The following is a 24,758-nucleotide window of genomic DNA, read 5'->3' as shown; positions in this document are numbered from 1 at the left end:
TGATAACCTTCAATACTTTTCAGTACCGGGATGAAAAGTGCGCCAGCTATGCCAGAACTCCTGGTAGGCATTGATCCGTTTCAGGTCGTTCCCGGTGCCGGTAAGGCGTTTGCCAAGCAGGTCGTGGGCCCCGGTTTTGGTAAAAATCGTGTCGTTTCTCAATGTGAATGGCTCGGCGGTTGATTTGCCGAATGCGAAAAAGCTGTTGTTGTCGGCACCGAGTACCAATGCAACGGGGGTTGCCCCTACCTGGCTGTTGATGATCCGTTCCTTTTTAAGCCGGTTCCAGTCGAATGCCCTGGCTGCCCCGCCGGCCTGAATTCCGACCACCCACGATTTCTCTTTCCACGATACGGTGTCGGTTTTGGTGAGTGCGGACTTTCCCCGGCCGGATTCGTACCGGCTCATGGAGTCGTACTTGGCCTGATAAACGGGATCAGGCTGCATGACCTTGCTATCCGGGTGTAGTTTCAGCCATTGGCTCAATGAAGTCTGGGTACTGGCCAGTTCAGGGAGCATTTTACCTTTCAGCGGACCGGCGATTGCTTCGCCATTGGCCTGCCGCCACCAGCTACCGGTTTCCCCGTCTTCGAACATCGCATTGAAATGGTCCATTCCCACCAGTCTGAAAACCTCCGGTTTACCATCGACAACCGGCTCAAAGACGCGGCCTGTGCGACATACGGTGCAATAGGTTACCATAATCGGCTTACCCCCCAGTACGTCGCGCACCTGGTGGTGATAGCCTATAAACTGTATCGGATAAGCTTTTGCCTCGCCATTGGCCTCCACGCCGATCACCAGGCGGTCCTTTGCTACTTTGTTGCTGGCTGCATCGTGCTGGATTACCGCGGAGGGCTGGTAAAACATCGTGTCCGCCGCCATTTCGAAGTTCATTGCGTAGGTGATACCTGCCGCCAATAGCAGGAAAATGGCGGGCAGCCATTTCATTTTACCAGAAAACACTGAAAATGAACCGATCACGATCATTGCCCAGAACAATATCCGCAGCGGCCAGCGCCAGGTATGAAGTATATAGGCTGCATCAATGCTGTTCATCTGCTGACTTCCCGGCATGGGCATGATGAAGTAGACCTTCGCGATTTCGTAGAGGATAATGCCGGTAATGCCCCCGTAAAACAATTTCTTCATATATATTATCTCGATAAAACGTCAGCGGAAAAGGTGCAATGCACCCAAAGACTTGTAAGAAATGGGTTCGCCAAGCGGCGAACCCGTTTGCCCAATATATTAACCTATGATAATACGCAAAACCAACTCATTTGCTTCTGAATGTGACCAGTAAAGCTACCAGGAAAGGCAACGAGAATACCAGCAAGGCATTTCCGAAACCTCCGAGTACCGTCACCAGAGAGCCAATGAAAAACACAGCCGTAGCGGTAAAGAATCGCCCAACGTTGAAACAAAAACCTGTGGCCGTGCCACGTACCGCAACGGGAAACAGCTCGGGAATGTAGCTCGACAATGCGCCCTGGCTAATGCCGAAACAGCAGGCAAGCATCGCGGTTTCGATGTAAATAATATTGGAAAAAGTGCGGTTGGTAATGAACAGGACGCCACATAGTACCACGCAGCCGGTGAATGTGGCCATCAACGTATTTTTCTTGCCAAAGCGGTTCATCAGAATGCCGGAAAAAATACCGCCCGTTATGCCGCCCATTCCAAGGAGGATCATCAGTAATCCGCGTTCCTTCTGACCGTCCTCCCCGCTCGCGAGCAACGACTGCGCCCAGGTGGGAAGCCAGGAGAATATGCCCCAGAGGCCGATCAGTACCGCTCCAAAAATCAGGGAGCCACGGACCACATTCGGCCCGTTTTGAGCATCGAAAATACTTCCCTGATCTTTCCTGACCATTCCGACACCTTTCCAGCGGTCTGATTCGGGTAAAAGCAGGAAGATCAGCAATGCGACAGCAACAGGTACTAAACCGATACCAAACGCCGTGCGCCAGTTTGAAAACAATAAATTCAGACTGCCGGTAGCCACAATGCCGATCGGGAAGCATACCGCCAGAACGCCCAGGATTACAGCGCGGCTCCGGTCTTCCCATATTTCAGAAATGTAAACCGTACTGATCAGCAAAACGCCGCCTACGCCCATCCCCGCGGCAAAACGGATTGCCAGAAGCGAATACCAGTCAGGTACGAGCGTTACCAGGCAAGTCGAAACGCCATACAAAGCGGTCACGAGCGTCAATGACTTTTTACGGCCGATGCGATCGCTTACCACGCCAAACAGTAACCCGCCGCACATCCAGCCATAGAGGTAAACCGCATTCACATAAGCGCCTATTTCGCCCAGTTCCGCCTCGCTCACCGCCGAGCCTTTCAGCTCCGGAATGGCTACCGGCAGGTACACCGACATCAGCGTCGATACTGTACCACTCAGCGTGTATGCGACCACGCAAAGCGCGAATGCCAGCCACTTCCGGCTTACGCTGGTAGATTCTGAATGGGTTATTTCCAATGTTTCCATAGCTGTTTAGCGGAAAAGTTCGTCAAAGTTCAGACTTACATAATACAGCCCGCCCACAGCCGGTGAGCCGTAGGCCTGCACGATATATTTGTTGGTGATATTGGAACCGCCCAGCTTTACAACCGTTTTCAGGCTGGGAATGTGGTAGCTGACCTGCGCGTCGAGCAAGTTGTAGGCATTCACACGCCCCGGACGCATTTCCGTAAATGTGCCGTACCAGTCGAATGCCTCCTGCCAGTGCCAGGCTACATTGAACCCGAAGCGATCGGTCAGGCGTGCATTGCCGAACATGACATTGGTTTTCCATTTCGGCGTGTTGAATGCAGGAATATTATTCGGATCGGCCTCGCCCATGTTGAAATCTATCCAGGTCGCATTGGCCGATACTTTGTAATTTTTAGGTAGGGAATAGGTCAAACCGGCGCTTACACCCTGGATCGACACTTTGTCTTTTGCATTGGTATACAACTGATATAACTGCCGTCCCGCTCCCAACAACTGAGTTGCAGCATCCTGGCTCACCGATCCGTCGGCAGCAAGGATGTTCGCAGGCGCGGCCGCCACTACTGTATTAATGATGAAATCGGTATATTGGCTGTAATAGTAGTTCACGTCCAGCAACAGCTGTTTCGCGATCAGCCCTTTGTAACCTACCTCATAGCTTTTCACCTTTTCAGACTTGATGTAAGGCACATTGGATTTCACCAGCTTATCCTTGTTGTTCGCAACGGCCTGTGGGAACGGAACTCCCTTTTGCATGTCGGCACCGAATGCCGAAGCGAATGCGGAGAACGATGCGATCGTCACCGAGTTTGAATAGGCATTCATACCGGCCGAATTCACGGGTGCTCCGCCAAGAATGATGATCGGACCCACATTCAGCTTAATATACTGATCGCCGATCGTCGGATTGCGGAAGCCTGTCTGGTAAGATGCACGGAAATGGTGGTTTTCGTTGGGGGAGAAAACGGCGGAAGCCCGCGGCGTGAAACGGCCATCGAAGTTCTCGTTCTTATCGTACCGGCCCGAGACAGTCAGTTTTAAACGGTCTTTCCAAAACGATTTCGAAGCCTGGGCAAAAACCCCGTATTCTTCATTGGTCAGGTTTTTATCCTTGTCGTCGAAAAGCGTCCCGCCGGTATTGAGAAAATACTTCCGGTAGTTAGCGCCGACCTGGAAATTGACCACTTTCAGGAGCGAACTGAAATCATACATTCCCTCCACGTGGTTCAGGCTGCATTGGCTGAGAATGCCCGCTCCGGCCAGTCCGCGCGTTTTGATCAACTGGTCTTTGGCCGTATTGAATGCATCGGATCCCGGAGCGATACGTCCCTCGTCCGCGAATGCGCGTGCAGCGGTATGGTTTTGCTGCGTCACACCGGTGATCCCGCCATTGTAAGCAGCCGCATAACGTGCAAACCAGGTCGAGTCGGCCTTGTTTGGCGCTACGGTATTGCCTGCAAGGTCTTTCACCCAGGTACGGTTGATCTGCTGGCCCAGCGCCCGGGTGTTATAAGAATTGGTGGAATATTCGTGATTCGTGTAGACACGCACGTAGAAATTGCTTCCGCGGAGTTCCAACCGGTGCTGCACGAATTTGAAATCATTGATCACAAATCTGTTCGAACCGGTATACTGGGCAGTTCCCTGGTTGAAGTTACCCTGATAAATCGCTTCCAGCTTGTCGTTAATGCGGTAATGGAGCGCGCCACTCAGTTTGAGGCTGTAAACACCATAAGTAGCCAGGTCTTTTTCCTCGTAACCCGTGCGCGACACCCGGCCGATGTTCGGCAATGCCTGAGCCACTTCGTCCCCGTAGATGTTCAACGCATTGCGGCCAGGGTTGTTGGGCCCTCGGTTTTCAGGATTGGTATTCGGGTCAATGTCGGTGTAATCGTTGGCATACCAATCGGTGCCTTTCAGGTAAGATGCGTTTACTTTAAATGCCAGTTTGTTGTTGAAGGCTTTCGCATATCGGATGGCCAGGTCGTAAAGCGGTTTCGCTCCGAGGTCGGTGCCATCGCCCAGATGGTTGATCCCGAACTTCGTCTGGGCGCTCAGTCCCTGGTATTCAAAAGGATTCTTGGTGCGTGTATTGAGCATTCCGTTGAATGCGATCGGCCCGTACAATGCAGAAGCGGCGCCGGGGATCAATTCCGCGCTTTCGACGTCGATATCGTGCGGTCCGAAAAGATTGCCCATCGCAAAACCCAGTCCGGACGGCTGGTTATCGACGCCATCCACGAGTTGCAAAAAACGGCTGTTGCCGGTCGTATTGAACCCCCGGGTGTTGATTTGCTTGTAGGTCAGACTGCTTGTTACCATATCGAGCGATTTCAGGTTTACCAAACCATCATAAAAATTGGCAGAAGGCGTCTGCTGAATAGCGCGGGAGTCCATTTTCTCGATGCTCACCGGTGACCGCAGGATACTTTCCTCCACCCTGGAAGCCGTTACCACCACCTGGCTCAGTTCTTCAATGGCAGGTACCAGATTAATCCGCAGGCTTTGGGAAGAAGCCACTTCTTTTTCCTGTCTTGCATAACCCACAAGTGAAATGAGCAACGTCGCAGGTGTATTGGTTTTTAATTCAAAATAACCTTCCGCATTGGTAATGGTACCGGTGTTCTTTCCCTTGACGGAAACCGAAACACCAGAAACAGGCTTTTGGGAGTCATTATCGAAGATATAACCTGAAATTTTAGTCATCTGCGCGACTGCGATCTGCGCGAAACACAAATGAATGATGATATAGAGGATGGGTAAAAGTCTTTTCATAAGTTCGGTTTTTATCGATCAGGAAGGTTGATTTTGCTTTTTCAAATGGTCATAGCCGTTCGGCAGGCGGTTGTAACCGTACTCTACTAAACGTTCGCCGAGGCCGGTGTAAAACTGCGGGTCAGCAGGGGCGACAGTCGCCATACCATCGACATAGCGATTGTAAAGGCAAAAAAGCCCGGCAATCAGCACCGTATCGTGGATTTCGACATCCGTGGCCCCTTCCGCTTTGGCATTTGCCACCGATTCGGGCGTCACTGCCTTACCGCTCACCTGCACTTGCTTCGCTATTTTAAGTAATGCTTTCATTTTGTCGGAAACCGGCGCAGCGTCAATATCCTGCTTCATGCTCTCGCAAGTTTCGGTTTCGCCCAGCAGCAGATCGGCGGCAGCGGTGTGTGCAGCAGTGCAAAACCGGCATTCATTGTGATGCGACACAATGGTCGCGATCAGCTCTCGCTCCGCAGGCGTCAGCGAATTATCGCCTCGCAAAATAAATTGCGTCAACTGACGAATAGGCTCGGCCGTCACGCGGCTGTATTCGAGCAAACCGGTAATGCCGGGCAAATGCTCCGGTAGTGGGATGTGTGGCATGGTACGTTTCTGTGTTGTATGAACGATTTGGTGCTGGTCGGGAATGGTCAGGTGTTGTCAAGGGTGGGCAGAAGTTGTCAGGATGGTCAGGAGTTGTCAGGATGGTTAGAAGTTGTCAGAATGGTTAGGTATTGTCATGTTTTTTGAGAAAAACAATTGAACCAAATGACTAGAAATGACCACATCTGACCATTCCTGACTATACTTGACTACACCTGACCATAACTGACCACGCCTGACGATACTACACCCCGACGGCATCTTGCTTCACGGGATACCGGACATATCCCGTAAACGCCATACGTTGCCCCATTTCACGATATGCCTCATTGCTCTGCGGCGCCCAGGTGCCCAGTCCGTCCACATAGCGGTTGAACATACAAAATGCCGCGGCGATGAGTACCGTGTCATGGATATCCCTGTCTCCGGCACCTTCTGCGCGGGCGGCTGCAATATCCTCGTCAGTCACAGCTTTGCCGCTTTTCTGCACTTTGGCAGCGATATTCAGCAACGCGCGGAGTTTAGGGGATACTTCGATCACCTGGAAGCCATTTTTAATATCGTCAATCAGGCTAAGGTCATAGCCCAAATGCGCCATCGCGGCCGAACCGTGGGATGTATGACAAAAATGGGTGTCGTTGAGGAGCGACACGTAAGAAGCGATCAGTTCGCGCTCTCCACTTGTGAGCGGTGATTCGCCGCGCAGCAGCGTTTCTGCCAGCAATTGCAGCGGGCCAGCCGTTTCAGGCCGGAAGTTAAATAGTCCGACAATGCCAGGCAGCGATTCGTCGGGTAGGGATATATGCGCCATTGGAAGGAAGATTTCAGGTTAGTAAATCAGTTTTTCTTCCTGCACGCGGGCGTTCCTATGTGCAACCATGTGTATATACGCATAACGGATGCATACAACGCACACGCGGGAACGCAAAGCAATTACCAGGAAGAAAGTAAAAGATTAACTAAGCCAGATCTGGCGGCGGGGATGGTATAGAAGAATATTTTTCAGGCAGAATAGATCTGACGGGAAATTGCGGGGCCAAATCCTTGGATGGCTCCCATTCCAGCACATAAAAAGTATGCTGGCGACCAGCGGTCATGTATTCTTTAAGGAAGTTCTTTAAAATGCTTGAATGCGCATCATTCCGGGAATCCGATGCCTGGCCGGTTATCTGATCGTTTATTTTAGAAACGAGGTCTGAAAAACGGTCACGCGCATTCTGGTCAAACTCACAATGCACATATAAGGTATCGTTGATCAGCTGCTGACTTTTCATCTGGTAAAACTGCCCCTCGTGCTCAATCTGCCCCTGGGCCGGCTCGGGCGCGTCCCAGTTGTTCTGATAAGGCACTGCAACGGGCACTTTGATCACAATATCCGCAGAACCTGCCGCTTGCTCCACCAGGCCCCTGCTTGCCGACGCGATGGTATAGCGCTCCTCCGACAGGTAGACTATCGAATAGCCTACCATATTGTAAAGCAACAGCCCCAGCAGCAATATGGAAATGATCCTGCGCAATGTTGAAATATTGAAATTTTATGCAGTTTATACAAATGTATAGAAATGGCAATGAAATTGGCGAGTCGTCAGGCAAAAATTTTGGCACACACCGATTATTTATTGCCCTTGCCTTCCTAAAACTTACATTTGCCCTATCAAAAACTCATTAAGCAAGTCAAAATAATGCCTTTCGTCAATTTCAAAACCAACAAAGTAGTCCAAGTCTGGGATGGTATCTACGGCACGCTGGGCCATTCGGAGCAGCAGACTTTCGGGCATTTCACGATCGATGCCGGAACGATACTTCCCGAGCACAGCCATTTTCACGAACAGTGGTGCCATGTGCTGGAAGGAGAACTGGAATTCACCGTCGACGGCGAGACCATGCTCCTTACTCCTGGTATGACGGCCCACATTCCGCCGCACGCGCCGCATTCGGCGATCGCACATACGCAATGCAAGGTAATCGACTGCTTCACCCCGGCACGCCAGGATTTTATCGAGCTCGAAAAAGCGCAGTCGTAACGTCAGAGTTTCACAGCCGTTGTTCCGCCTTTTTCCATGGAAATGTCGATGGGCGCATTGGTTTTCCAGGCGCCCCGCGTGAAATCGGGGACGTCGATGGAATTGGAACGGTGCGCTACCGACCATTCGCTAAGCGGGCCGATTGAGCTCCATAACGCGGCGTCGTACACGTCCTGGTCCAGCGGAAGGCCGTTGCGCAGGCAGTCGATGGTACGCCAGTCCATAAGGAAATCCATTCCGCCGTGGCCACCTACTTGTTTGGCCACCTCCCCTATTTTCTTCACAATTGGCGGTGTATGGGCAATTTCGAGCGCTTTGTATTCTTCGGGCGAAAGCCATTCGTGGCCTTTGGAAATGCGGGCCGGCTCCGGGTATTTCAATGCAGCGCCTTTGGTACCACTCACGAGCTGAATGCGGGAGTATGGCCTCGGTGACGCGACATCGAACTGTACCATGATCGTTTTGCCTTTTTTAGTGCGGATCGTGGAGGTGTTCATCATTCCATTGAACGGCCTTCCGACAAACGGTTTAAAATCCGGATCATTTGCCGCCAGGCGCCGGGCTGTATCAGCCATGACGAAATCATTATTCGACATCGACACCAGGTAATCCATGGCGTCGCCCCGGTTGATGTTCATCACCTGGCAAATAGGCCCGAGACCGTGCGTAGGGTACAGGTTACCAGTTCTTTGTGAAAGTTCTTTCAATTCCCAAAACTGATAAAACCGCTCTTTGTCAAACACATATTCCTGCAAATTGTGAATGTAAGCACCTTCCGCATGGACGATCTCTCCGAAAAACCCGTTGCGCGCCAGGTTCAATGTAAGCAGTTCCGAAAAGTCATAGCAACAGTTTTCGGTCATCATGCAATGTTTACGCGTCTTTTCCGAAGTTTCGACAAGTTCCCAGCATTCGTCGATCGTCTTGGCCGCAGGTACCTCCACACATACGTGCTTGCCATGGTTCATTGAAAACACGGCCATCGGTGTATGCAATGCCCAGGGCGTTACAATGTAAACGAGGTCGAGGTCGCTGCGTTCACACAGTTTTTTCCAGGCATCTGCATGACTATGATACCCCTGGGGCTTATGGCCATTTCCGGCGACGAGTTTTATTGCCTCATCAACCTTCCCTTCCCTTAAATCGCAAACCGCTTTGATTTCCACCCCGGCGATCTTGTTAATACGTTCCACCGCCGCCATTCCCCGGTTACCCAGGCCGATAAAGCCCACCCGCACCGTTTCCAGTTTCGGAGCCGAGTAATTGCACATATTGAATGGCTGCGGATTGGTCGCGGGTGCCGACGGCATTCCGGTAGTACCCGATGGCAATGCGGCCGATGCCAATCCAAGGCCTGTCATTTTGATAAAATCTCTGCGATGCTGGTTCATCGATGGTATAGGCTATGCATTAGAAATGGATTCACTCAAAAACTGCGGTGTATAACCATTTTCTTTCGCCCAGCGGACTGCCGTGAGGATTTTGTCCCGAAAATCAGGCTGGTAATTGAAATAAAACGGATAGAAATACTGCTCATGCACCAGCAGATCGAGGTAAGGAGGTTTGTGACCACTTTTCCCGTGCGAATTCAGGTGCGGACGAATGTCTTCCAGCCTTTTAGTATCGATCACGATGCTGGCGCGTACAAAAGTGATATCCTCGGCGGTATCGCGCCACACAAAACGCTTTTTGAGATGCCTCCGCTGCTGTTCGGTAAGGTAGTAGGAAGCCGAAGGCAGGTTGTCATCTACATTGAAATACCCCACTTGCCCTACGTAGCCCGCGTCGCGCATCGCCCGCGAACCTTCGACCGTCGCCTCGCCCCAGTGAATGGTGGTTACCGAATGCATGACTTCTTCTCCCGCAAACCTTCTAATCTCATTCATAATCAGGTCGCAATCGCGTTTTACCTCGTCATAACCGGCATGCACATACGGCATATCGGGAAATTCCTGCAATGCGTGGAAACTCAACCGAAGCCAGTCCGCATTCGCCTTCCATTCATTTTTGTATTGGTCCGTGAAATCGGAGAGGTTGAAACCGTCGGTCTGGTAAAATAAATTCAGGTGGATTTTGGTCCCATATTCCGCATGGACCTGTTTCAAAAAACCGAGGTACGGGTTATCGAAAAGTGAGTGATAATGCGCTTTATTTTGCTGAATATCACGTAAAAACCAGATATTATCATCGATCGACAACCGGTAATACCCTGCGAAATTTGGGAGTAAAAAAACATGGATTGCTGTTTTTTCTCCACTCAGCTGGTCTACCGCTTCCAGTCTGTTTTCATATCCTTCCAAAACAACCCGCGCCTCGAAATGCCCGTCAGCACGCAAAGCCGGCACGTCGTTTACGACTAATTCAGCATTTTCCGGTGCCGCTATCTTTACGGTAATTTTCAATTTACCCTCCAAAAAACCGCCGTCAAAGGCATGGAGAACATCTCCTTCAATGGGAGCAATGAAGTTGAGTGGGGTATTCTGCATGATGAAAATCGTTAGTAGGTCGCCCTGCCTCCCGAGAGGTCGAACGTGAACCCCGTAGTAAAACTATTCTCCTGCGAAACGATGAATGCGGCCATATTAGCAGCTTCTTCGAGCGTGCCGCAGCGTTTCATGGGGATCTTGTCGGTCATATACTTCACCTGCTCTTCGGGCATCGCGTCCACCAGGGGCGTCCGGATAACCGCCGGCGCCAGCGCGTTAACGGTAATGCCGGTCTCGGCATATTCTTTCCCCTGGACTTTCGTCATCCCGATCACCGCCGCCTTCGAGGCCGAATAGGCCAGCATCCCGGCATTTCCTTCCTTTCCGGCGATCGACGCGATGTGCAAAATCCGGCCGTAGTTGTTTTGAAGCATGTAGGGAAGCACCGCCTTGGCCGTATAAAAGCTGGCCATAAAATTGATATTGAACACTTTCTGCAAGTTGGCAGTATCGACCTCGTGGCTTTTGATATTGGTAGCGCCCGTTATCCCGGCACAGTTGATGAGGATGTCGATCTTGCCAAAACGCTCCGCCACCCGCGCCACCGCCTTTGCAACCAGTTGCTCGTCGGTAACATCCACGCCGATAAGCTCTTCGTGCTCCTCATTTCCTACGAACTCATCGTTCAATGCCTGCTCGTTCAAATCAAGCAACCCTATTCTGGCGCCTTCATTCAGGAGCTTATGGGCTATCACGAGACCCAAACCGGAAGCGGCACCCGTAATGACGGCCACCTGATGCTCGAAAGTGTTCATTTTACCAGCGCGTTTAGATGTGGACTTAGCCTTGCTGGTTTTAAAAGTACTTTTTTCTCCGTTTTTTATCACGCTTTTAACAGGGTTGTTTCCAATGATTTGATTTCCCACGTTTCGTCGTTGATCACATCCAAAATTCTCTGATTCAGTTCCTTGATATAGGAAACCGAAGAAGGGTCCGGTATATACGCCGCTTTACGGGCAATACTGTTTTTAAGGATGCCGCGCGCCATCAGCAGCTCCTTTTCCGCATAATGGAAGAGCTCCATATTTTGCAGGGAAAAGAATATCTGCGGCATAACCTTTTCGAACAGGTCGAATGCTTTCTGGTGCGCGCCCTGGTTACGAAGGGTGAACACTTTCTGCAAAATATCCGATACCGCAAGCCCCGGCATCACGCCGCGAATGCCGAGCGGGATCAGTTCGAGCATGTACAAACCACCCCAGCCTTCAAAAAGCCCGATTTTACCGCTCGTTTCCCTGATAATGCTTTCAAATTTCGGCGCACAAAGCGGCTCTTCGAGTTTCAGGTATTTGAAATTTGCGTTTTCGGCCATCAATTCGCTGATGAAACCGACGCTGATTGAGGCGCCGCCCGGGTTGAAATCCTGAATTAATACCGGTGTATCGGGTATGGCCTGTAAAAATTCGGAAAGATAGATTTTGAGCGATTCTTCCGGCAAGCTGAAAATCCGGGGCACCGCCAGCGACACCACATCCGCTCCCGCCGCCACATTCGCCTGCGCCAGCCTGATCGCCTGTTTCAGCGACGGGTGGTTAGACTGCGCGACGATCTTCAACCGCCCGGCCGCGTGCGCTACCGCCACACGCACGACCTGCAATTTTTCATCGTCGGTCAGCTTGTAAAATTCGCTGGCATAAGCAGGCAGGCATACCGCCTCGATCCCGCACGAAACGGCAAAGTCGATCAGGTCCCGAAGGGCTGCTTCATCAATCTCCTCGTTTTCCGTAAATGGCGTCGGGATAATAGGCACGACGCCGAACAGTTCGCTATCTGCATTCATACTCTTAGGGTTTTTATGGATTGACATTAACCAGTTCTTCCTCCTTTTTTTGGCGCGCGGCCCTGCTGTCCACAATCGTGAGGATCAATGTGGAAGCGAGTACCAGAACGCCGCCGATAATAGCCTGGGTCTTCAATGTTTCGCCCAAAACGAAAGCCGCGATAGGCAATCCCATGAACGTAATGAGGTAATTGGACAATGCGACCTGCGTGGCATCGAGGTACCTGAGCACTTTGAAGAACAGCAGCATCGACAGGAAGTTGTGAAAGAGCGTCAAGGCAATCATACCGGTCCAGGTCCTGGCGGTGTAATCCGGGATCACGGAAAACATTTCAGGCTCGTAATACCAGACCAGCGGCGCAAGCAGGATCACCATCACGAGGTAAGTGTAAAACACCATTTCCATTTCGCTGTATTGCTCGGCGACTTTCTTGCAGCCGACATTATAATAGCCGTTGCCTAGTATCGCAAGGAATATCAGCAGGTTACCCACCGCATATTGCGAGCTCATATCCATATTGCGGATATCGTCGGTTGAGCAGAGGAGCACACCCACAATCGCGATCGCGAAGCTGATCCACCGGATGCGGTTCATCTTTTCCTTTAAAATGAAAAATGCGAAAACCGCCGTCACGACCGGTAATGCGAGGATCAGGATTGCCGCATTGCTGGCGAGCGAATATTGCGTTCCCCAGGTCATGAGTACCTGTGAAGGAAATGCCCCGATGGCCGCCAGCTGCACGAAAATGAGTACGTCCTTGATCTTTTTATTTCCCTTTTTGAAATCCCTCCATGCATAGGGCGCGAGGAAAATCGTGGCCAGTAACATCGGCAGCCACACGGTAAAATAAGGCCCCACTTGGTCCTGCGTCAGCTTAATGCACGTGAAGTGGAACGACCAGATCAGGTTGCACAGGAAAAGGATCGTCCACGAAAAGAAGGCTTTCTTCATAAATGCGCGGTTAGGATTTTCCCGGTTTGATATTTTGTGAGTGCTTCGTAATCCAGCGCAACGCCCAGTCCTTCACCCTGCGGCACTTTTGCGGCCCCGTTTTCAAATGCAATCGGTTCGGCTAGCAGATCGTCTACCCGCACCAGCTCCCCGAAAATATCCGACGGAATGGTACAGTTGATGCTAGCGGCCGCAATATGCAGGCCCATCGTTTCCGAAATCCCCAAATCCACTTCCGACCCTCGCCAGCAAGGCTTACCTTCCAGGTGCGCGATCTCTGCCAGCAGCAGGCAATTGTACGCGGAGCCATTGAAATTATACCCGTCGGCCGCATCTGCACGCACGAACGTGATCATGTCGCGGATGTCCTGCGTGTACGGGAGCGAAATATGCCGGTACAGTGGTATGCCAAGATGTTTTTTGAGATATTTAAATCCTTCCACATCTGCGTGCTGAACAGGGTCTTCCAGCCCCAGCATTACCCCCATTTCGACTCCTTCCATCAGTTTCATCGTCGTGCCGACATCGTTCCAGCGTTGGTTCGGATCGAGGAGGACTTTAATACCGTCACCGCATTTCTTTTTGATCTCCTCCGTCCAGAGCCGCACGGGATCCTCGTCGGAACATTTGAATTTGAATACCTTATGCCCTCTCTGCATCGCTTCGAATGCTTTCTGCGCGGCATCTTCGGGTGTTCGCCGGCCTGTCCAGCCCATGCAATCGACCGTGTCGCGATAGCCACCTCCGAGCAACTGGTACACCGGCACGTGAAGCAGTTTTCCGGCCAAATCCAGCACGCAGCTTTCGAATGCCTCGTAAATGCGCTGGTCGGTCACGGGCAGCCGACGCCAGTTTAGTTTCAGCACATCCTTGCCTACGAACTCCCCCATACTTTCGCGAAGAAGGTCGCCGGAAGCGCTGCGGTAAGTTTCACCTATGCCGGTGAGCCCGTTGGCGAGGGTCATTTCGACGATCCATTTGGGCTGATTGGCAAACTCCGTCCAGCTTTCGCCGGTGAGGAATTTTTGTGCAAATGCGCTGTCCTTATCCAGTACCGTTTCGGAATTCAGGCTTCCGGGCCTGGCCGGCACGATCACTTCCGTGGCGCGGACCGATACGATTGTTGTCATTCCTGCGGGTATTTTTCAGCCAGCTTCCGGATGTCGTAGCTGAATTCAATAAATGCCTTTTCCCATGCCTCGGCGCTCTCTTTATTATAGGGGTAAAATCCCTGCGCATTGCTCACGCCCCTGGCACCCGAGGCTACCAGTTTTTCCATCATTTCAGGGGCCGTCTGCCGGTTATCGAGGTCTGGAAAAAGATCCTTCATTACCGTCAGATAAGCCGGGATGCCCGTCAAATCCATAAACCGGAACGGCCCGGCGAATGTGATCCAGTAACCCAGGTCGTTGCGCAGCGAGCGGTCGACGTCCTCGACCGTCGCGTAGCCGTTTTCCACCAGATTGAATGCCTCGCGCAACATGGCATACATAATACGGTTGGTAATAAACCCGCGAATATCCTTGCGTAGCAGCGACGGCTCCTTACCCCAGCTTTCGGCCAGCTTCACGATCTGCTCCGCGTATTTCAGCTCCGAATCTTTTCCACAAATCACTTCCATAAACCGTGTAATATGTGCCGGTTCCGCCCAATGAATGCCCAGCAGGCGTTCAGGGTGCTGCAATCCGTCCTGCAAAACCGAAACCGGAATTGCAGAAGTATTGCTGCCGATAATGGCGGTAGGCGAAAGCACCATTTCCAATGCATTATAAACTGTTTTCTTGGCTTCCACATCCTCCGTAATGGATTCGATCACTATCTCGTGCCCCGCCAGTTCCGCCACGTCGGCCGTAATGGTAATGCGCTGCGCCACCGCTTCCGGGAGCTCTTTCAGCATTCCTTCGGCATGCAACTCCATCAGGAAGCCCAGGACACGGGCACGCGCCGGCGCGGCTTCGTTTTGCTCCTTCACCAGGGAGGTAACCTCATGTCCGGCTGCGAGAATACAGGTTGCAATGCTGCTACCCATTAACCCCAGGCCGACTGTACCGATACGTTGCTTGAAACTCATTTTATCAATACAAAAACTGAATGCGTGAACTAGCCGATCAGCGCAATGGCGTCGATCTCGATTTTGATCCCGTCCGCCAATACCGACTGAACGGTCGTCCGGGCGGGCAGAATACCCTTGAAAAATGAGGCGTAAGCCACGTTATAGCGGTCAAAATCATTGATATCCTTTAAATGCACGGTGCATTTCATAATGTCATCGACCGTGCCTCCCGCTGCTTCCACCACCTTCTTCACGTGTTCGAGGGTGAGTAGTGTCTCCTCCTCGATGGTACCCTGCCTCACCTCTCCGGTGGTCAGGTCGAGTGGCCCCTGTCCACTCACAAACAACAGGCCGTTTTTCAAAACACCGGCAGAATATGCGCCGGTGCTGACACTTTTATCCGGGTGCTTGATTTCTTGTTTGGGCATTTGAATGACGATGCTTTATGCCGTAGGCTGTAAGCCATAGGCTATTAAAAAACTGAACAATTCTGACCCGAAAAGCTTAACGCCTATAGCATATAGCTTACAGCATATAGCATACAGCTTAAAGCCTCCCGCCTACCTCCCACCCGGCGAATGCTTCCAAAAACGTCACCAACGCCTCTGTCGCCTTGCCAATCAAATGTGCCCCCTTTTCCGCCGTGGCTTTCTGCGGCTCCCCGCTGCTGCCATTGCTGGAAATGTAAGCGGTTTGCTTAAAGAGCGTTACGCCACGGTAGGGTTCGTCGTCCTCCCAAGCAATGTAGCCGTTACTGGCAGGCCGTCGTGCGCGTACTGCATTTTCCATCCATACTTTTTCGGGAAAAAGGTGGAGCATCATGCTCGTTTCGTACTCGCAGGCGTGGCTCAGCGCGGGACTTTCCATCGGCGCTTCGCCCGCGAATGGCTTGCCCGCCAGCTCCCAATAGGTTACCAATGCGATATTCGCGGGGGGCGTCTGATCGAGATCCTTGCTGAGGATCGCCAGGGCCTGTTTCACGGGCGTGATATTACCGCCATGCCCGTTCAGCAACACGATCCTTCGAAAGCCGTTTTGCAGCAACATACCCACCATATCCACAATTACCTGTGTGTATAATGCCGGATTGATACTGATCGTCCCGCCGAATGACAAGTGATGATGGCTTGAACCATATGGCAATGCCGGGCAGAGCAATATCCGGTCGGGCAGCGACGCTTCGGCCGTTCTGGCGAGATGCGTAACGATATCCGTATCCGTCGACACCGCCATATGTGGCCCGTGCTGCTCGGTAGCCCCCAGTGGAAGCACTACCACCACGTCTTCAATCAATGCCCGGATCGATGGATAGTTCAGATTGTCGAATAACATAACGGAGGTTCAGGACAGGCTGTTGATCAAAAGTATTGATTAATTTTTTGTTTACAAAATTTATACAAAATAGTTTACAAAAAACTTTCAGACTTCTTTTATTACCAATTCTCAATGGCAAATTCATAAAGACAACCCTAGCAACAGGCTGGCTATTTTTCTACTCAAGAGCTTAAAAGTCAGGCTTGAACAATGTTTCAAAAGCCTCGTCTGCGACGTGATCCGATTTATTCTCGATCCGGTAGCCGATAACCTTAAGATAAAGCTTTTGCCATAAACCATACTCCACATCAAATCTGCCGAGCATGGTATTGAGCCGGTAGGGCATGTATTCCGAACGCCAGGCTTCGGAATAGGCCGTTTTGAGCTCACCAGCTTCGTCCATCACATCCACCAGCAGGCCATGGCAGGGATACGCGAGGTCGTAAGCCACGAAATCGTTCTTCTTCCGCACCAGCATCGATTCATTCCACCGGTCGCACACCCTTTTTGCCCACAGAAAACGTGTTGCCGTGTAGGCCATCAACTTTGCGGTAACGATCATGGAGTGGATGAACGCCGTGTCCTTAGGGCTGCATTTTGCCAACGCCCCAATCAATTCCGCCTGCGCTGCCTCGCCTGATTTACGCGCACTCCGGAAATCGGAGGTGTGCGCGTTCGTATTTTTGAGATAATACGGCAAAAACGGGTTCGACCAGCTTTCGACGATTGTCCCGCGGGGCATGCCATTGGTGTTGCGCCCGAGACATTTATTGAGCGCAGCATTGGAAGCAGCAAGGTGATCGAACGCTTTCTGCATCTCCCCGTGTACCTGCGGATACATTACGCGACTGTACATTTGGGTGAAACTCCTTTTCTCAGGCACCGTTCCCTGCCAAGCTCCAATGCAGCCATATGCCATAAAAAGCCACGAAGCCCGCACAAACGGCTCTACCGGATCTGTCCATACCGAATGAATGAACCCGAGGGCATGATGTTTCATCCCGGCTTGCAGGCAGAGATCGATATTGTTGTAAGTATAGTCGGCGTCGGGATAAATATGCCCCCAGCCCGACACGGCAGGTTGGATAAAAAACGGCTTCTTCTCCCTTAAAATCGGGTTAAGAAACCGGTTTATCTCGACGGTATCGGGTTTGTATTCCCACAAGACCGGGATTACTTCCTGAGGAATTTTCCTGATAATGTCAGGATAATAATTGTTCATGTCCGTCCAGGCCAGCACGGTTTTACCATATTTTTTTAACTCGCCCTGTACGAATGTAAGCTGCTGCACCCAGAGGTCTTCCGAATTGATACGAGCGCCCTGATCATCTCCAATGCGCTTCGTTTCCCAGGTTTCGTCAAACCCCACGTGGATAAATGGCCCCGGGAAAAGATCCGCGTACTGGCCGATCCAATCTTTTAACAGTGCATTTGTCGCAGGCTTGCGCGGGTCGAGCTCGTGGCCATACTGTCCGATAGCCAGATCGGCATATTGCTCGCTCCTCAGCAGCTCGTGCAGATGCCCGTACAGGTTCAGAAACGGCACCACATCCATATGACGCTGCCTTCCATAAGCGATAATGTCGCGGATTTGCGCCTGAGTGTAACCCGAGCGGTACCCGATGGTCGGATAGCCCTTCAACTCAATACTAACCTCATTATAAAAATAATACTGGTTGGTCTTCCACCTCGCAAGAAAGTCGATCTGCCGCTTGATTTCGGCGACAGTAGGCAAACCCCCATGTGCGAAATCCATCATGACTCCCCTGTAAGTCATTTTCGGGCGATCTTCAATCACGGCTCCGGGGATGAATGCAGTTTTACCTTCGCCAGTTACCAGCTGCCGCAACGTTTGCACGGCATAATACAATCCCGCGGAAGTTTGCGCATCCACACGAACCCCCGTGCGCGAGATGGTCAGCTTGTAATGCTCCCTTTCACTCCGGCCGTTCTTTTCTGAAACTTCCGGCAATGCACCGCCTTCCGCCCGGACAACCCACTGAAATGTTGCCGAAGCGGTAGACGACGCATTTTTGACACCTGGCCCTGCCCGCTCGCCCATCGCCGTTTTCAATTCCTGCAAAGCAAACCGTACCTCGTTTGGCGCGGATGCAGGGACCCAAACGGTCAGCTGCGACACCGGGAATCTTTCCCCCGTATAGCGTATCGTTTCCGGTTGCGGGAGAAGCACAGGCGTATTTTGTGCAAAAACAGGATTTATAAGCAGGCAAGCGAACAGCAGGCGAAGCAACATCGTTTTGAGTTTTGGGTTCAGAGTTTATGAGTGTATGAGTTTAGAGTTCAGAGTCCACAGTAATCAATTCATTTTTAACTTTAAACTCATTAACTCTGAACTCATTACCTCTGAACTCGTGAACTTTCAATTCTTGTCCCACCAAAGCGGCGTAGCGGCGTTATCAGGCCCGCCAAGCATTTTGACAGCTTTTTCTACCTCGGCTGCATTCGTTTGCTTTTCGGTATCCAGAAAAGGCATACGACGGATGAATGTACCTTCCGGCAGATCGGAATTCTCGCTGTGAACGACAGGATAGAGCTTTGGAAGCCCTGTCCTTCTCACCTCTGCCCAGCCTTCCATGCCATCCGGGAACAATGCAAGCCATTTTTGCTGTGCTACCTGTTTCCGCTGCATGCTTTCCGACGCACTCCATTTGACGGGATAGTCGTTTACCGCCGGCGAATTCATGCCATCCTTTGGGGCGATGGGCACGGCTGTGTTGGCAATGTACTTTGCAATAGCCGCCTGGTCGGAAATACCCCATTGTGCCATGGAAGCCTGAATGCCTTTTTTGTAAAAATCCTCCGCCGTTCCGCCCATATTCCAGCCATTAAGCGCCCCTTCCGCCCGAAGAAAATAAGCCTCGGCCGCATGCAGGATGTCCTGGGGCACATTGTAGGTAGTTTTCCAATCGCTGCCCACCCAGTTGGCCCAGCGGGTACCCATATTGGAATTGAAAAGCCGCGAATTGATATCGACGATTTTTTCAGAAGTAAACAACCCATTGCGGACACCCTCGTAAGTGCCCGTCGAAACGGACGGCTGAAAATAGACAGGCAACCGCGGATCTCCGTATCCTTTCAGAATCGACTCCATCGAGGCGCTCATCCGCACATCGTCCCAGCCAGCAGTAACGGCCAGGCCATTGTATTCGGCATAAGTTGTCGTCGATTTCGGCATATAAGCGTCGTCGGTGATCTCGGTGAGCACACCTGCCGCAACCGCCGCCTCGGCCTGCTGCCGGGCCATTTCCGGATTGACCTTCGATATCCTCAGCGCCAATCGCAGGCGAAGGGTGTTGGCAAATTTCATCCAGGCTGTCGCCGGCGCCGCATTTTTGTTGTAAACCAGATCATAAGCGCCAAATGGCTTTTCGCCGGAGTGCGATTTAAGGACCGTGGAGGCCGCATCGAGGCGTTTGAAAAAATCATAGTAAACAGAATCCTGCGGCGTGTAGGAGACATAACGCTTACCCGAAGCAGCATCGAAATAAGGTATCGGGCCGAAATAATCGGTAACCCTATGAAACATCCAGACCCACCAGATATTCGCCAATGCATTCTCCGCACTCTGGGTTTCCGTTCCGGCCATAATCGTTTTCAATTGGGGAGCCGCCGCCGTATACACCGGGTTCCAGCACGCAGGCATCCAGTCCTGCCGGATCACATAGCGGTCGGTCGGGAATGAATGCGCGGCTTGCGACAAAAACTGCGAATACACCGAAGCGATCGTCCCCTCACCTACCTCGAAGTTGTCGGGACTGAGGGTTGGGCTCATCAACGCATAGGCGAACATGAACGGATATTCCTTGCTGCCAACACTGCTGATCTTGGTAGCGTCGGTGTTCAGCGAATCGAAATTGTCGGTACAGCCGGCCAGCATAGCCACAATGGCCACCGGCAGCATTTTCGTGAGTCCCCGACCTATATTTTTAATCCTGGTCAACATAATGAGCTGTTTTTAGAATGATAGTTTGAGGTTCAATCCGATGTTCCTGGTCGATGGCAAATTGAAATATTCGATGCCCTGATAGTTGCTGTTACCAAAGCTCATTTCAGGATCGAAATCCATTTTCCGTTTGCCAATGCCCGGGATGTCGAGAATCGCATTGCCGCGGTAAATGAAGAAAAGGTTGCGGGCAACGATCGACAGCCTCGCCGAACTGAGTAAACCAGGCAGGTTTTTGAAATCATAACCGAGCGACAATTCGCGTACACGGACGTTGGTGGCGTGGTAGGTAAAAAACTCTCCCCACGAGTAATCCCCCTGCGCGACCGTCTGCCAGAACGCCTCCGCATTGATCGGTACCGTATTGGGAGCGCCCTCGGCTGTTACACCCTCGATTACCCATGAGCCTGCATCACGGTACTTTTCAGTATCGATACCCGTTCCGTTAGCGGCCATTTGTGCAGCAGTACCAGACGTGATCACCCCTCCGAACTTGCCGTCCACGAGTACATTCAGCGTCCAGTTTTTGTAATTGAAATTGTTGCTGAAACCTGCCGAAAACTTTGGATTATAATTACCTAACTTCTCGATCGCATCCGTTTTAACTGGCACCCCTTTATCGGTCACCACGTACTTTCCATTCAGTGTTTTCCATTTAAAACCATACAAATCTCCGAACGCACCGCCTTCTTTGATCAGCGGGGTTGCCGTGCGCACGCTCGTAGACGACCCCAGGTACAGTTGGCTTACCCCGTCATACAATTCCACCACCCTGCTTTTATTCAAAGCATAGTTGAGCCCCATATTCCAGGTAAAATTCTTTACAACAATCGGTTTCGCACTTAATACCACTTCAAACCCATTGTTCTGAATGTTCCCGGCATTTATATTCAATGTCGAATAGCCTGACGAGGCCGGCGATGCCACTCTGATCAACTGGTTTTTGGAGTTTGTTTTGTAATAGGTCAAATCGACGCCCAGACGATTATTATAGAACCTCCATTCAGTACCAAACTCAATCGACTGGGTTAGTTCAGGCTTCAAATTGGCAATCGCTTTGATGCTACTGCTGCTAATGTACCCTCCAAAACCCCCACGGATATAGGTATACGTCTGCCCGAGCAGATAAGGATCCGCATCATTACCGACTTTTGTAAACGATCCTCTCACCTTGCCCAAATTTACCCATTGCGGAAGCTTGACCATCTCGGAGATGACGGCCGACAAACCTACCGAAGGATAAAAGTACGAATACGGCGAAGGCAACGTGCTCGACCAGTCGTTCCGGGCAGTAAGGTCCAGGAAGAGGTAATCCTTATATCCGAACTGTACAGTTCCGTAGACGGACTGCAACTGTCTTTTTGCCGTCGCGGTCTCCGTTTTGAGTGTCGTTGCGTAGCTCAGGTCATATTTATTGGCAAAACCGAGCCCGTCCGCCGCATTGATACGGTGCCGCATACTCCGGTTCAGTATCGAACCCCCAAGGTTATACGTCACTTTCAGGTCCGGCGCAATGTTGTCCGTGCCAGTCAGCAAAAGATCGGCATTACGCTCCGCGATATAATCATTGCCCTCTGAATAATATCCCCCGGGCTGGCGGGCATAGTTGACGGTGTTGTTGGCGTATTTCTGGGTGATAAAGTCATTGTAACTATCCGAACTCACTCGTCCCTGGATATTCAGCCAATCGGTCAGTTTATATCTCAAAACAAACAATCCTGTAACGCGACTACGATTTTCATCGCGATGCGTGTTATTGATTGTCCAGTAAGGATTCATATAAACGGCATCGGGAGTAGTCCAGAAAGTAGGTGTTTCCACGCCCGAAACATCTACCTTTTTGTAAGATTTAAGTGTTTCGGGATCAACGCTGCGCGGCATCCGGTATGTATTGGCTACCACCATACCATCACCTCCCACGCCCGGCTTGTTGAAAATATTCTGCAGCATATAGGTCACCTTAACATCCGTCGAAAGCCGGCTCGTGATATCAAAGCTAAGCCTTGCGTTGAAAGTATTCCTGGCCAGACGGTTATGCGGGACGATGCCATTGATATAGTTGTTGGCATAGGAAAAATACGTTTGCACGTTTTCCGAACCGCCGCTCACCCCCACGGAGTTGTTGGTGGATATCGCAGTTTTGAAAAAATCCTTGATATTGTCGGGATATGCTTTGAGCGAAACGGTATTTCCTGCCCAATCCTGCACACTCTGACCGGTAATGCGGGCACCCCAGCTTCCGTTAGTCAGCAAAGAGTACGTACCGCCCGAACCCTGGCTGTAAGTATTCTGCAGGGACGGTGTAACAAGTGCCTTGTCAATGGTTACCCCCGAATTGACATTCACATTAATTTTGCCGCTTTTTCCCTTTTTGGTCGTGATCATAATCACCCCGTTCGCGGCACGGCTGCCGTAAAGTGCGGCGCCGGCGGCGCCTTTCAGCACGTTGATCGACTCGATATCGTCAGGGTTAATGCTCGACGCCCCGTCGCTGCCGCTGTGCCCGCCCGCGTCGTAGCCCACCTGGCCGGCAGGCGTAGAGTTGTCGATAGGCACACCGTCCACGACGATCAGCGCATTGTTCGATCCCTGGATCGACCGGTTACCGCGCAAAACGATCCTGGTGGCACCGCCAGGGCCGTTAGCAGACGGTGTGATCGTAAGCCCGGCAATTTTTCCTGAAAGTGTATTGGTAAAATTGGCATCGCGTACCTCATTCACCTGGTCGCCACCTATTTTCTGGGTTGCGTACGTCAGCGTCTTGGCTGCCCGCTCGATACCCAGCGCCGTCACGACCACTTCCTGCAGGCCCATCGCATCATCGGCCAGGGTAATATTCCCTAATTCATTCCGATTCCCGATCTGCACTTCCAGTGTTTTCATCCCGATGTACGAGATGACGATGGCAGTTGCATCCCCGGGCACCGTAATATCGAACTGCCCGTCCGAATCGGCAATGGCACCCAGCGTAGAGTGCTTTACCACGATAGACGCCCCGGGCACCGGCGCACCTTTCTGATCGATGACTTTCCCTGTGATCTTTTTACTCTGTTGTGCGTAGGCCTGACCGACATGGGCAGTAACTGCAACCATACATATCAGCAGCGAAAGAACCCGAAAGCGGCTACGTAAACAAAACCGCAGCAAAGGAATCTCGGAAGGAAGGGATTCCAGGAATTTTAGAGATTTTTTCATAAACGAAGATTTCGGAACAGTAATGGGTTTAACAGGGCAATGAAACCACCGATCCCCGATTGGGGTCAGTGTGCAAGAGGCTATCAAATAATGTCAACAAATATATTATTTTTTTGTCAACAAAAAAATTCAGAAAAAATTATTATTTCTGATTTGAAGCAAACGATCTATCGCATTTATGGTCGCCTGCAAAATACCTGTCGACTGTTGCCCTATCCGGCAGAAATTCCTATGGCACAAAAAAGCCGGTTTCAGAGGTTGAAACAGGCCTATTGAAGTATAAAATGTGCTAATTGAACTGTTACGCCAGATCGAGCGACGCTACTTCACCGCGTATCAGGTGCTTCATGAGCGCTTCCTCTGCGCGTTTGATATCACGATCCTTTATCCCCGCCACGATCTCGCGATGCTCCTGATCCGTTAGTTCGTAGTCGTCCATATGTGTCTGGGTTTTGCCCAGTTTTTGGTGGAACAAAGGAATATTACTGGCCTGATACAACTCAACAAGCCTCTCATTATCAGCACATTCTATTAAAGTTTCATGAAATTTAACATCTGCCTCGCACGCCCCGCCGAAATATCCCCGTTCAACCATAGAAGAGAAATCGTCACAAATACGGTCGAGTTCGGCAATTTGCACGGCTGTTACCTTCTGGATCAGCAACCGCAATGCACCCACTTCCAGGATCTCACGAAGCTCACGGATTTTGTGGCTATCTTCAAGGGTTAATGTCTTTACAAAAAAACCGCCTTTTTCCCCCTGCACGATCAGCTGTTCTCCCAAAAGCCGCGTCAATGCCTCCCGGATAGCCATCCTATTGACATCCAACTTTTTGGACCATTCATCCTCTTTGAGCCTTGTTCCCGAGGTGAGCTGGTTTGAAAGGATCTTTTTCCGCAATTCTGTGTATGCTCTGTTCGAAAGTGAGTCTTCTTTCATTCCAATGTAAACAATAATTCAAAATTTAGTAAACCAAAATATTCGTATAAAGGTAAGCAATAATCATAAACTTCTGAATCTGTATAGCATCCATGTACTTCTACAGATACTTTGGAAACTATTTCAATTTTAAGCCATTTTTACCGTATTTTACTATCAGAATTTCGCCTGGTTACAAATA

21 protein-coding genes are annotated in these 24,758 nt (G+C 51.0%); 2 read left to right on the top strand and 19 right to left on the bottom strand.

Features of this window, described 5'->3' with window-relative positions:
- Positions 1-9 precede the first annotated feature (9 nt).
- The 6 genes from AAHB90_RS00185 to AAHB90_RS00160 form a co-directional block, all read right to left on the bottom strand.
- Positions 10-1,152 (bottom strand): DUF3179 domain-containing (seleno)protein, encoded by a 1,143-nt coding sequence (locus tag AAHB90_RS00185; RefSeq protein WP_342082885.1) that lies wholly within the window; start codon positions 1,150-1,152, stop codon positions 10-12.
- 127 nt (positions 1,153-1,279) lie between these two features.
- Positions 1,280-2,497 carry an MFS transporter gene (locus tag AAHB90_RS00180; protein ID WP_342082884.1) on the bottom strand — a complete coding sequence of 406 codons (1,218 nt, stop codon included), beginning with the start codon at positions 2,495-2,497 and terminating at the stop codon, positions 1,280-1,282.
- A 6-nt stretch (positions 2,498-2,503) separates the two neighbouring features.
- Entirely contained in the window at positions 2,504-5,275 is a 2,772-nt protein-coding gene (locus AAHB90_RS00175) for a TonB-dependent receptor (RefSeq protein ID WP_342082883.1), read from the bottom strand.
- Between the two features lie 18 nt (positions 5,276-5,293).
- The gene (locus AAHB90_RS00170; protein ID WP_342082882.1) at positions 5,294-5,869 is read right to left on the bottom strand and encodes a carboxymuconolactone decarboxylase family protein; all 576 of its coding nucleotides are present in this window, start codon (positions 5,867-5,869) and stop codon (positions 5,294-5,296) included.
- A gap of 244 nt (positions 5,870-6,113) precedes the next feature.
- Positions 6,114-6,680 carry a carboxymuconolactone decarboxylase family protein gene (locus AAHB90_RS00165; protein ID WP_342082881.1) on the bottom strand — a complete coding sequence of 189 codons (567 nt, stop codon included), beginning with the start codon at positions 6,678-6,680 and terminating at the stop codon, positions 6,114-6,116.
- A 148-nt stretch (positions 6,681-6,828) separates the two neighbouring features.
- Positions 6,829-7,386 (bottom strand): hypothetical protein, encoded by a 558-nt coding sequence (locus AAHB90_RS00160; protein WP_342082880.1) that lies wholly within the window; start codon positions 7,384-7,386, stop codon positions 6,829-6,831.
- Between the two features lie 165 nt (positions 7,387-7,551).
- Between AAHB90_RS00160 and AAHB90_RS00155 the strand changes: the two genes are divergently transcribed.
- Complete coding sequence (locus tag AAHB90_RS00155) at positions 7,552-7,893, top strand: cupin domain-containing protein (protein ID WP_342082879.1); 342 nt, start codon at positions 7,552-7,554, stop codon at positions 7,891-7,893.
- A 2-nt stretch (positions 7,894-7,895) separates the two neighbouring features.
- Here the strand turns inward: AAHB90_RS00155 and AAHB90_RS00150 are convergent, their stop codons facing one another.
- From AAHB90_RS00150 to AAHB90_RS00095, 12 genes are all read right to left on the bottom strand, one after another.
- Positions 7,896-9,284: a Gfo/Idh/MocA family protein gene (locus AAHB90_RS00150; protein WP_342082878.1), complete on the bottom strand. Its 1,389-nt coding sequence runs from the start codon at positions 9,282-9,284 to the stop codon at positions 7,896-7,898.
- Positions 9,285-9,296: 12 nt separating this feature from the next.
- Positions 9,297-10,379: a hypothetical protein gene (locus AAHB90_RS00145; protein ID WP_342082877.1), complete on the bottom strand. Its 1,083-nt coding sequence runs from the start codon at positions 10,377-10,379 to the stop codon at positions 9,297-9,299.
- 11 nt (positions 10,380-10,390) lie between these two features.
- A complete protein-coding gene (locus tag AAHB90_RS00140) occupies positions 10,391-11,134 on the bottom strand; it encodes an SDR family NAD(P)-dependent oxidoreductase (protein WP_342082876.1) in 744 nt (247 codons plus the stop codon).
- Positions 11,135-11,202: 68 nt separating this feature from the next.
- Entirely contained in the window at positions 11,203-12,159 is a 957-nt protein-coding gene (locus AAHB90_RS00135; protein ID WP_342082875.1) for a dihydrodipicolinate synthase family protein, read from the bottom strand.
- A gap of 13 nt (positions 12,160-12,172) precedes the next feature.
- Positions 12,173-13,111 (bottom strand): DMT family transporter, encoded by a 939-nt coding sequence (locus AAHB90_RS00130; RefSeq protein ID WP_342082874.1) that lies wholly within the window; start codon positions 13,109-13,111, stop codon positions 12,173-12,175.
- Positions 13,108-14,241, bottom strand: a complete 1,134-nt coding sequence (locus AAHB90_RS00125; protein ID WP_342082873.1) for a mandelate racemase/muconate lactonizing enzyme family protein — start codon at positions 14,239-14,241, stop codon at positions 13,108-13,110. Before AAHB90_RS00125 ends, AAHB90_RS00130 begins: the two co-directional genes overlap by 4 nt.
- A complete protein-coding gene (locus AAHB90_RS00120; protein WP_342082872.1) occupies positions 14,238-15,182 on the bottom strand; it encodes a 3-hydroxyacyl-CoA dehydrogenase family protein in 945 nt (314 codons plus the stop codon). Before AAHB90_RS00120 ends, AAHB90_RS00125 begins: the two co-directional genes overlap by 4 nt.
- 29 nt (positions 15,183-15,211) lie before the next feature.
- On the bottom strand, positions 15,212-15,592 hold the full coding sequence (locus AAHB90_RS00115; protein WP_342082871.1) for a RidA family protein: 381 nt from the start codon (positions 15,590-15,592) through the stop codon (positions 15,212-15,214).
- A gap of 118 nt (positions 15,593-15,710) precedes the next feature.
- Entirely contained in the window at positions 15,711-16,496 is a 786-nt protein-coding gene (locus AAHB90_RS00110) for a creatininase family protein (protein WP_342082870.1), read from the bottom strand.
- A 172-nt stretch (positions 16,497-16,668) separates the two neighbouring features.
- Positions 16,669-18,732 carry a glycoside hydrolase family 20 zincin-like fold domain-containing protein gene (locus tag AAHB90_RS00105; protein WP_342082869.1) on the bottom strand — a complete coding sequence of 688 codons (2,064 nt, stop codon included), beginning with the start codon at positions 18,730-18,732 and terminating at the stop codon, positions 16,669-16,671.
- A gap of 126 nt (positions 18,733-18,858) precedes the next feature.
- Positions 18,859-20,442 (bottom strand): SusD/RagB family nutrient-binding outer membrane lipoprotein, encoded by a 1,584-nt coding sequence (locus tag AAHB90_RS00100; RefSeq protein WP_342082868.1) that lies wholly within the window; start codon positions 20,440-20,442, stop codon positions 18,859-18,861.
- A gap of 12 nt (positions 20,443-20,454) precedes the next feature.
- Positions 20,455-23,637 (bottom strand): SusC/RagA family TonB-linked outer membrane protein, encoded by a 3,183-nt coding sequence (locus tag AAHB90_RS00095; protein WP_342082867.1) that lies wholly within the window; start codon positions 23,635-23,637, stop codon positions 20,455-20,457.
- Positions 23,638-23,676: 39 nt separating this feature from the next.
- Between AAHB90_RS00095 and AAHB90_RS00090 the strand changes: the two genes are divergently transcribed.
- Positions 23,677-23,913 carry a hypothetical protein gene (locus AAHB90_RS00090; RefSeq protein WP_342082866.1) on the top strand — a complete coding sequence of 79 codons (237 nt, stop codon included), beginning with the start codon at positions 23,677-23,679 and terminating at the stop codon, positions 23,911-23,913.
- A gap of 25 nt (positions 23,914-23,938) precedes the next feature.
- Here AAHB90_RS00090 and AAHB90_RS00085 read toward each other — a convergent pair whose 3' ends face one another.
- On the bottom strand, positions 23,939-24,577 hold the full coding sequence (locus AAHB90_RS00085; protein WP_342082865.1) for a GntR family transcriptional regulator: 639 nt from the start codon (positions 24,575-24,577) through the stop codon (positions 23,939-23,941).
- Positions 24,578-24,758 lie beyond the last annotated feature (181 nt).

Origin of the sequence: Dyadobacter sp. OTU695, assembly GCF_038440355.1 — a bacterium.
GTDB lineage: Bacteria > Bacteroidota > Bacteroidia > Cytophagales > Spirosomataceae > Dyadobacter.
Note: the sequence above shows the minus strand (reverse complement) of the source record. Positions and strands in the feature narration are given on the sequence as shown.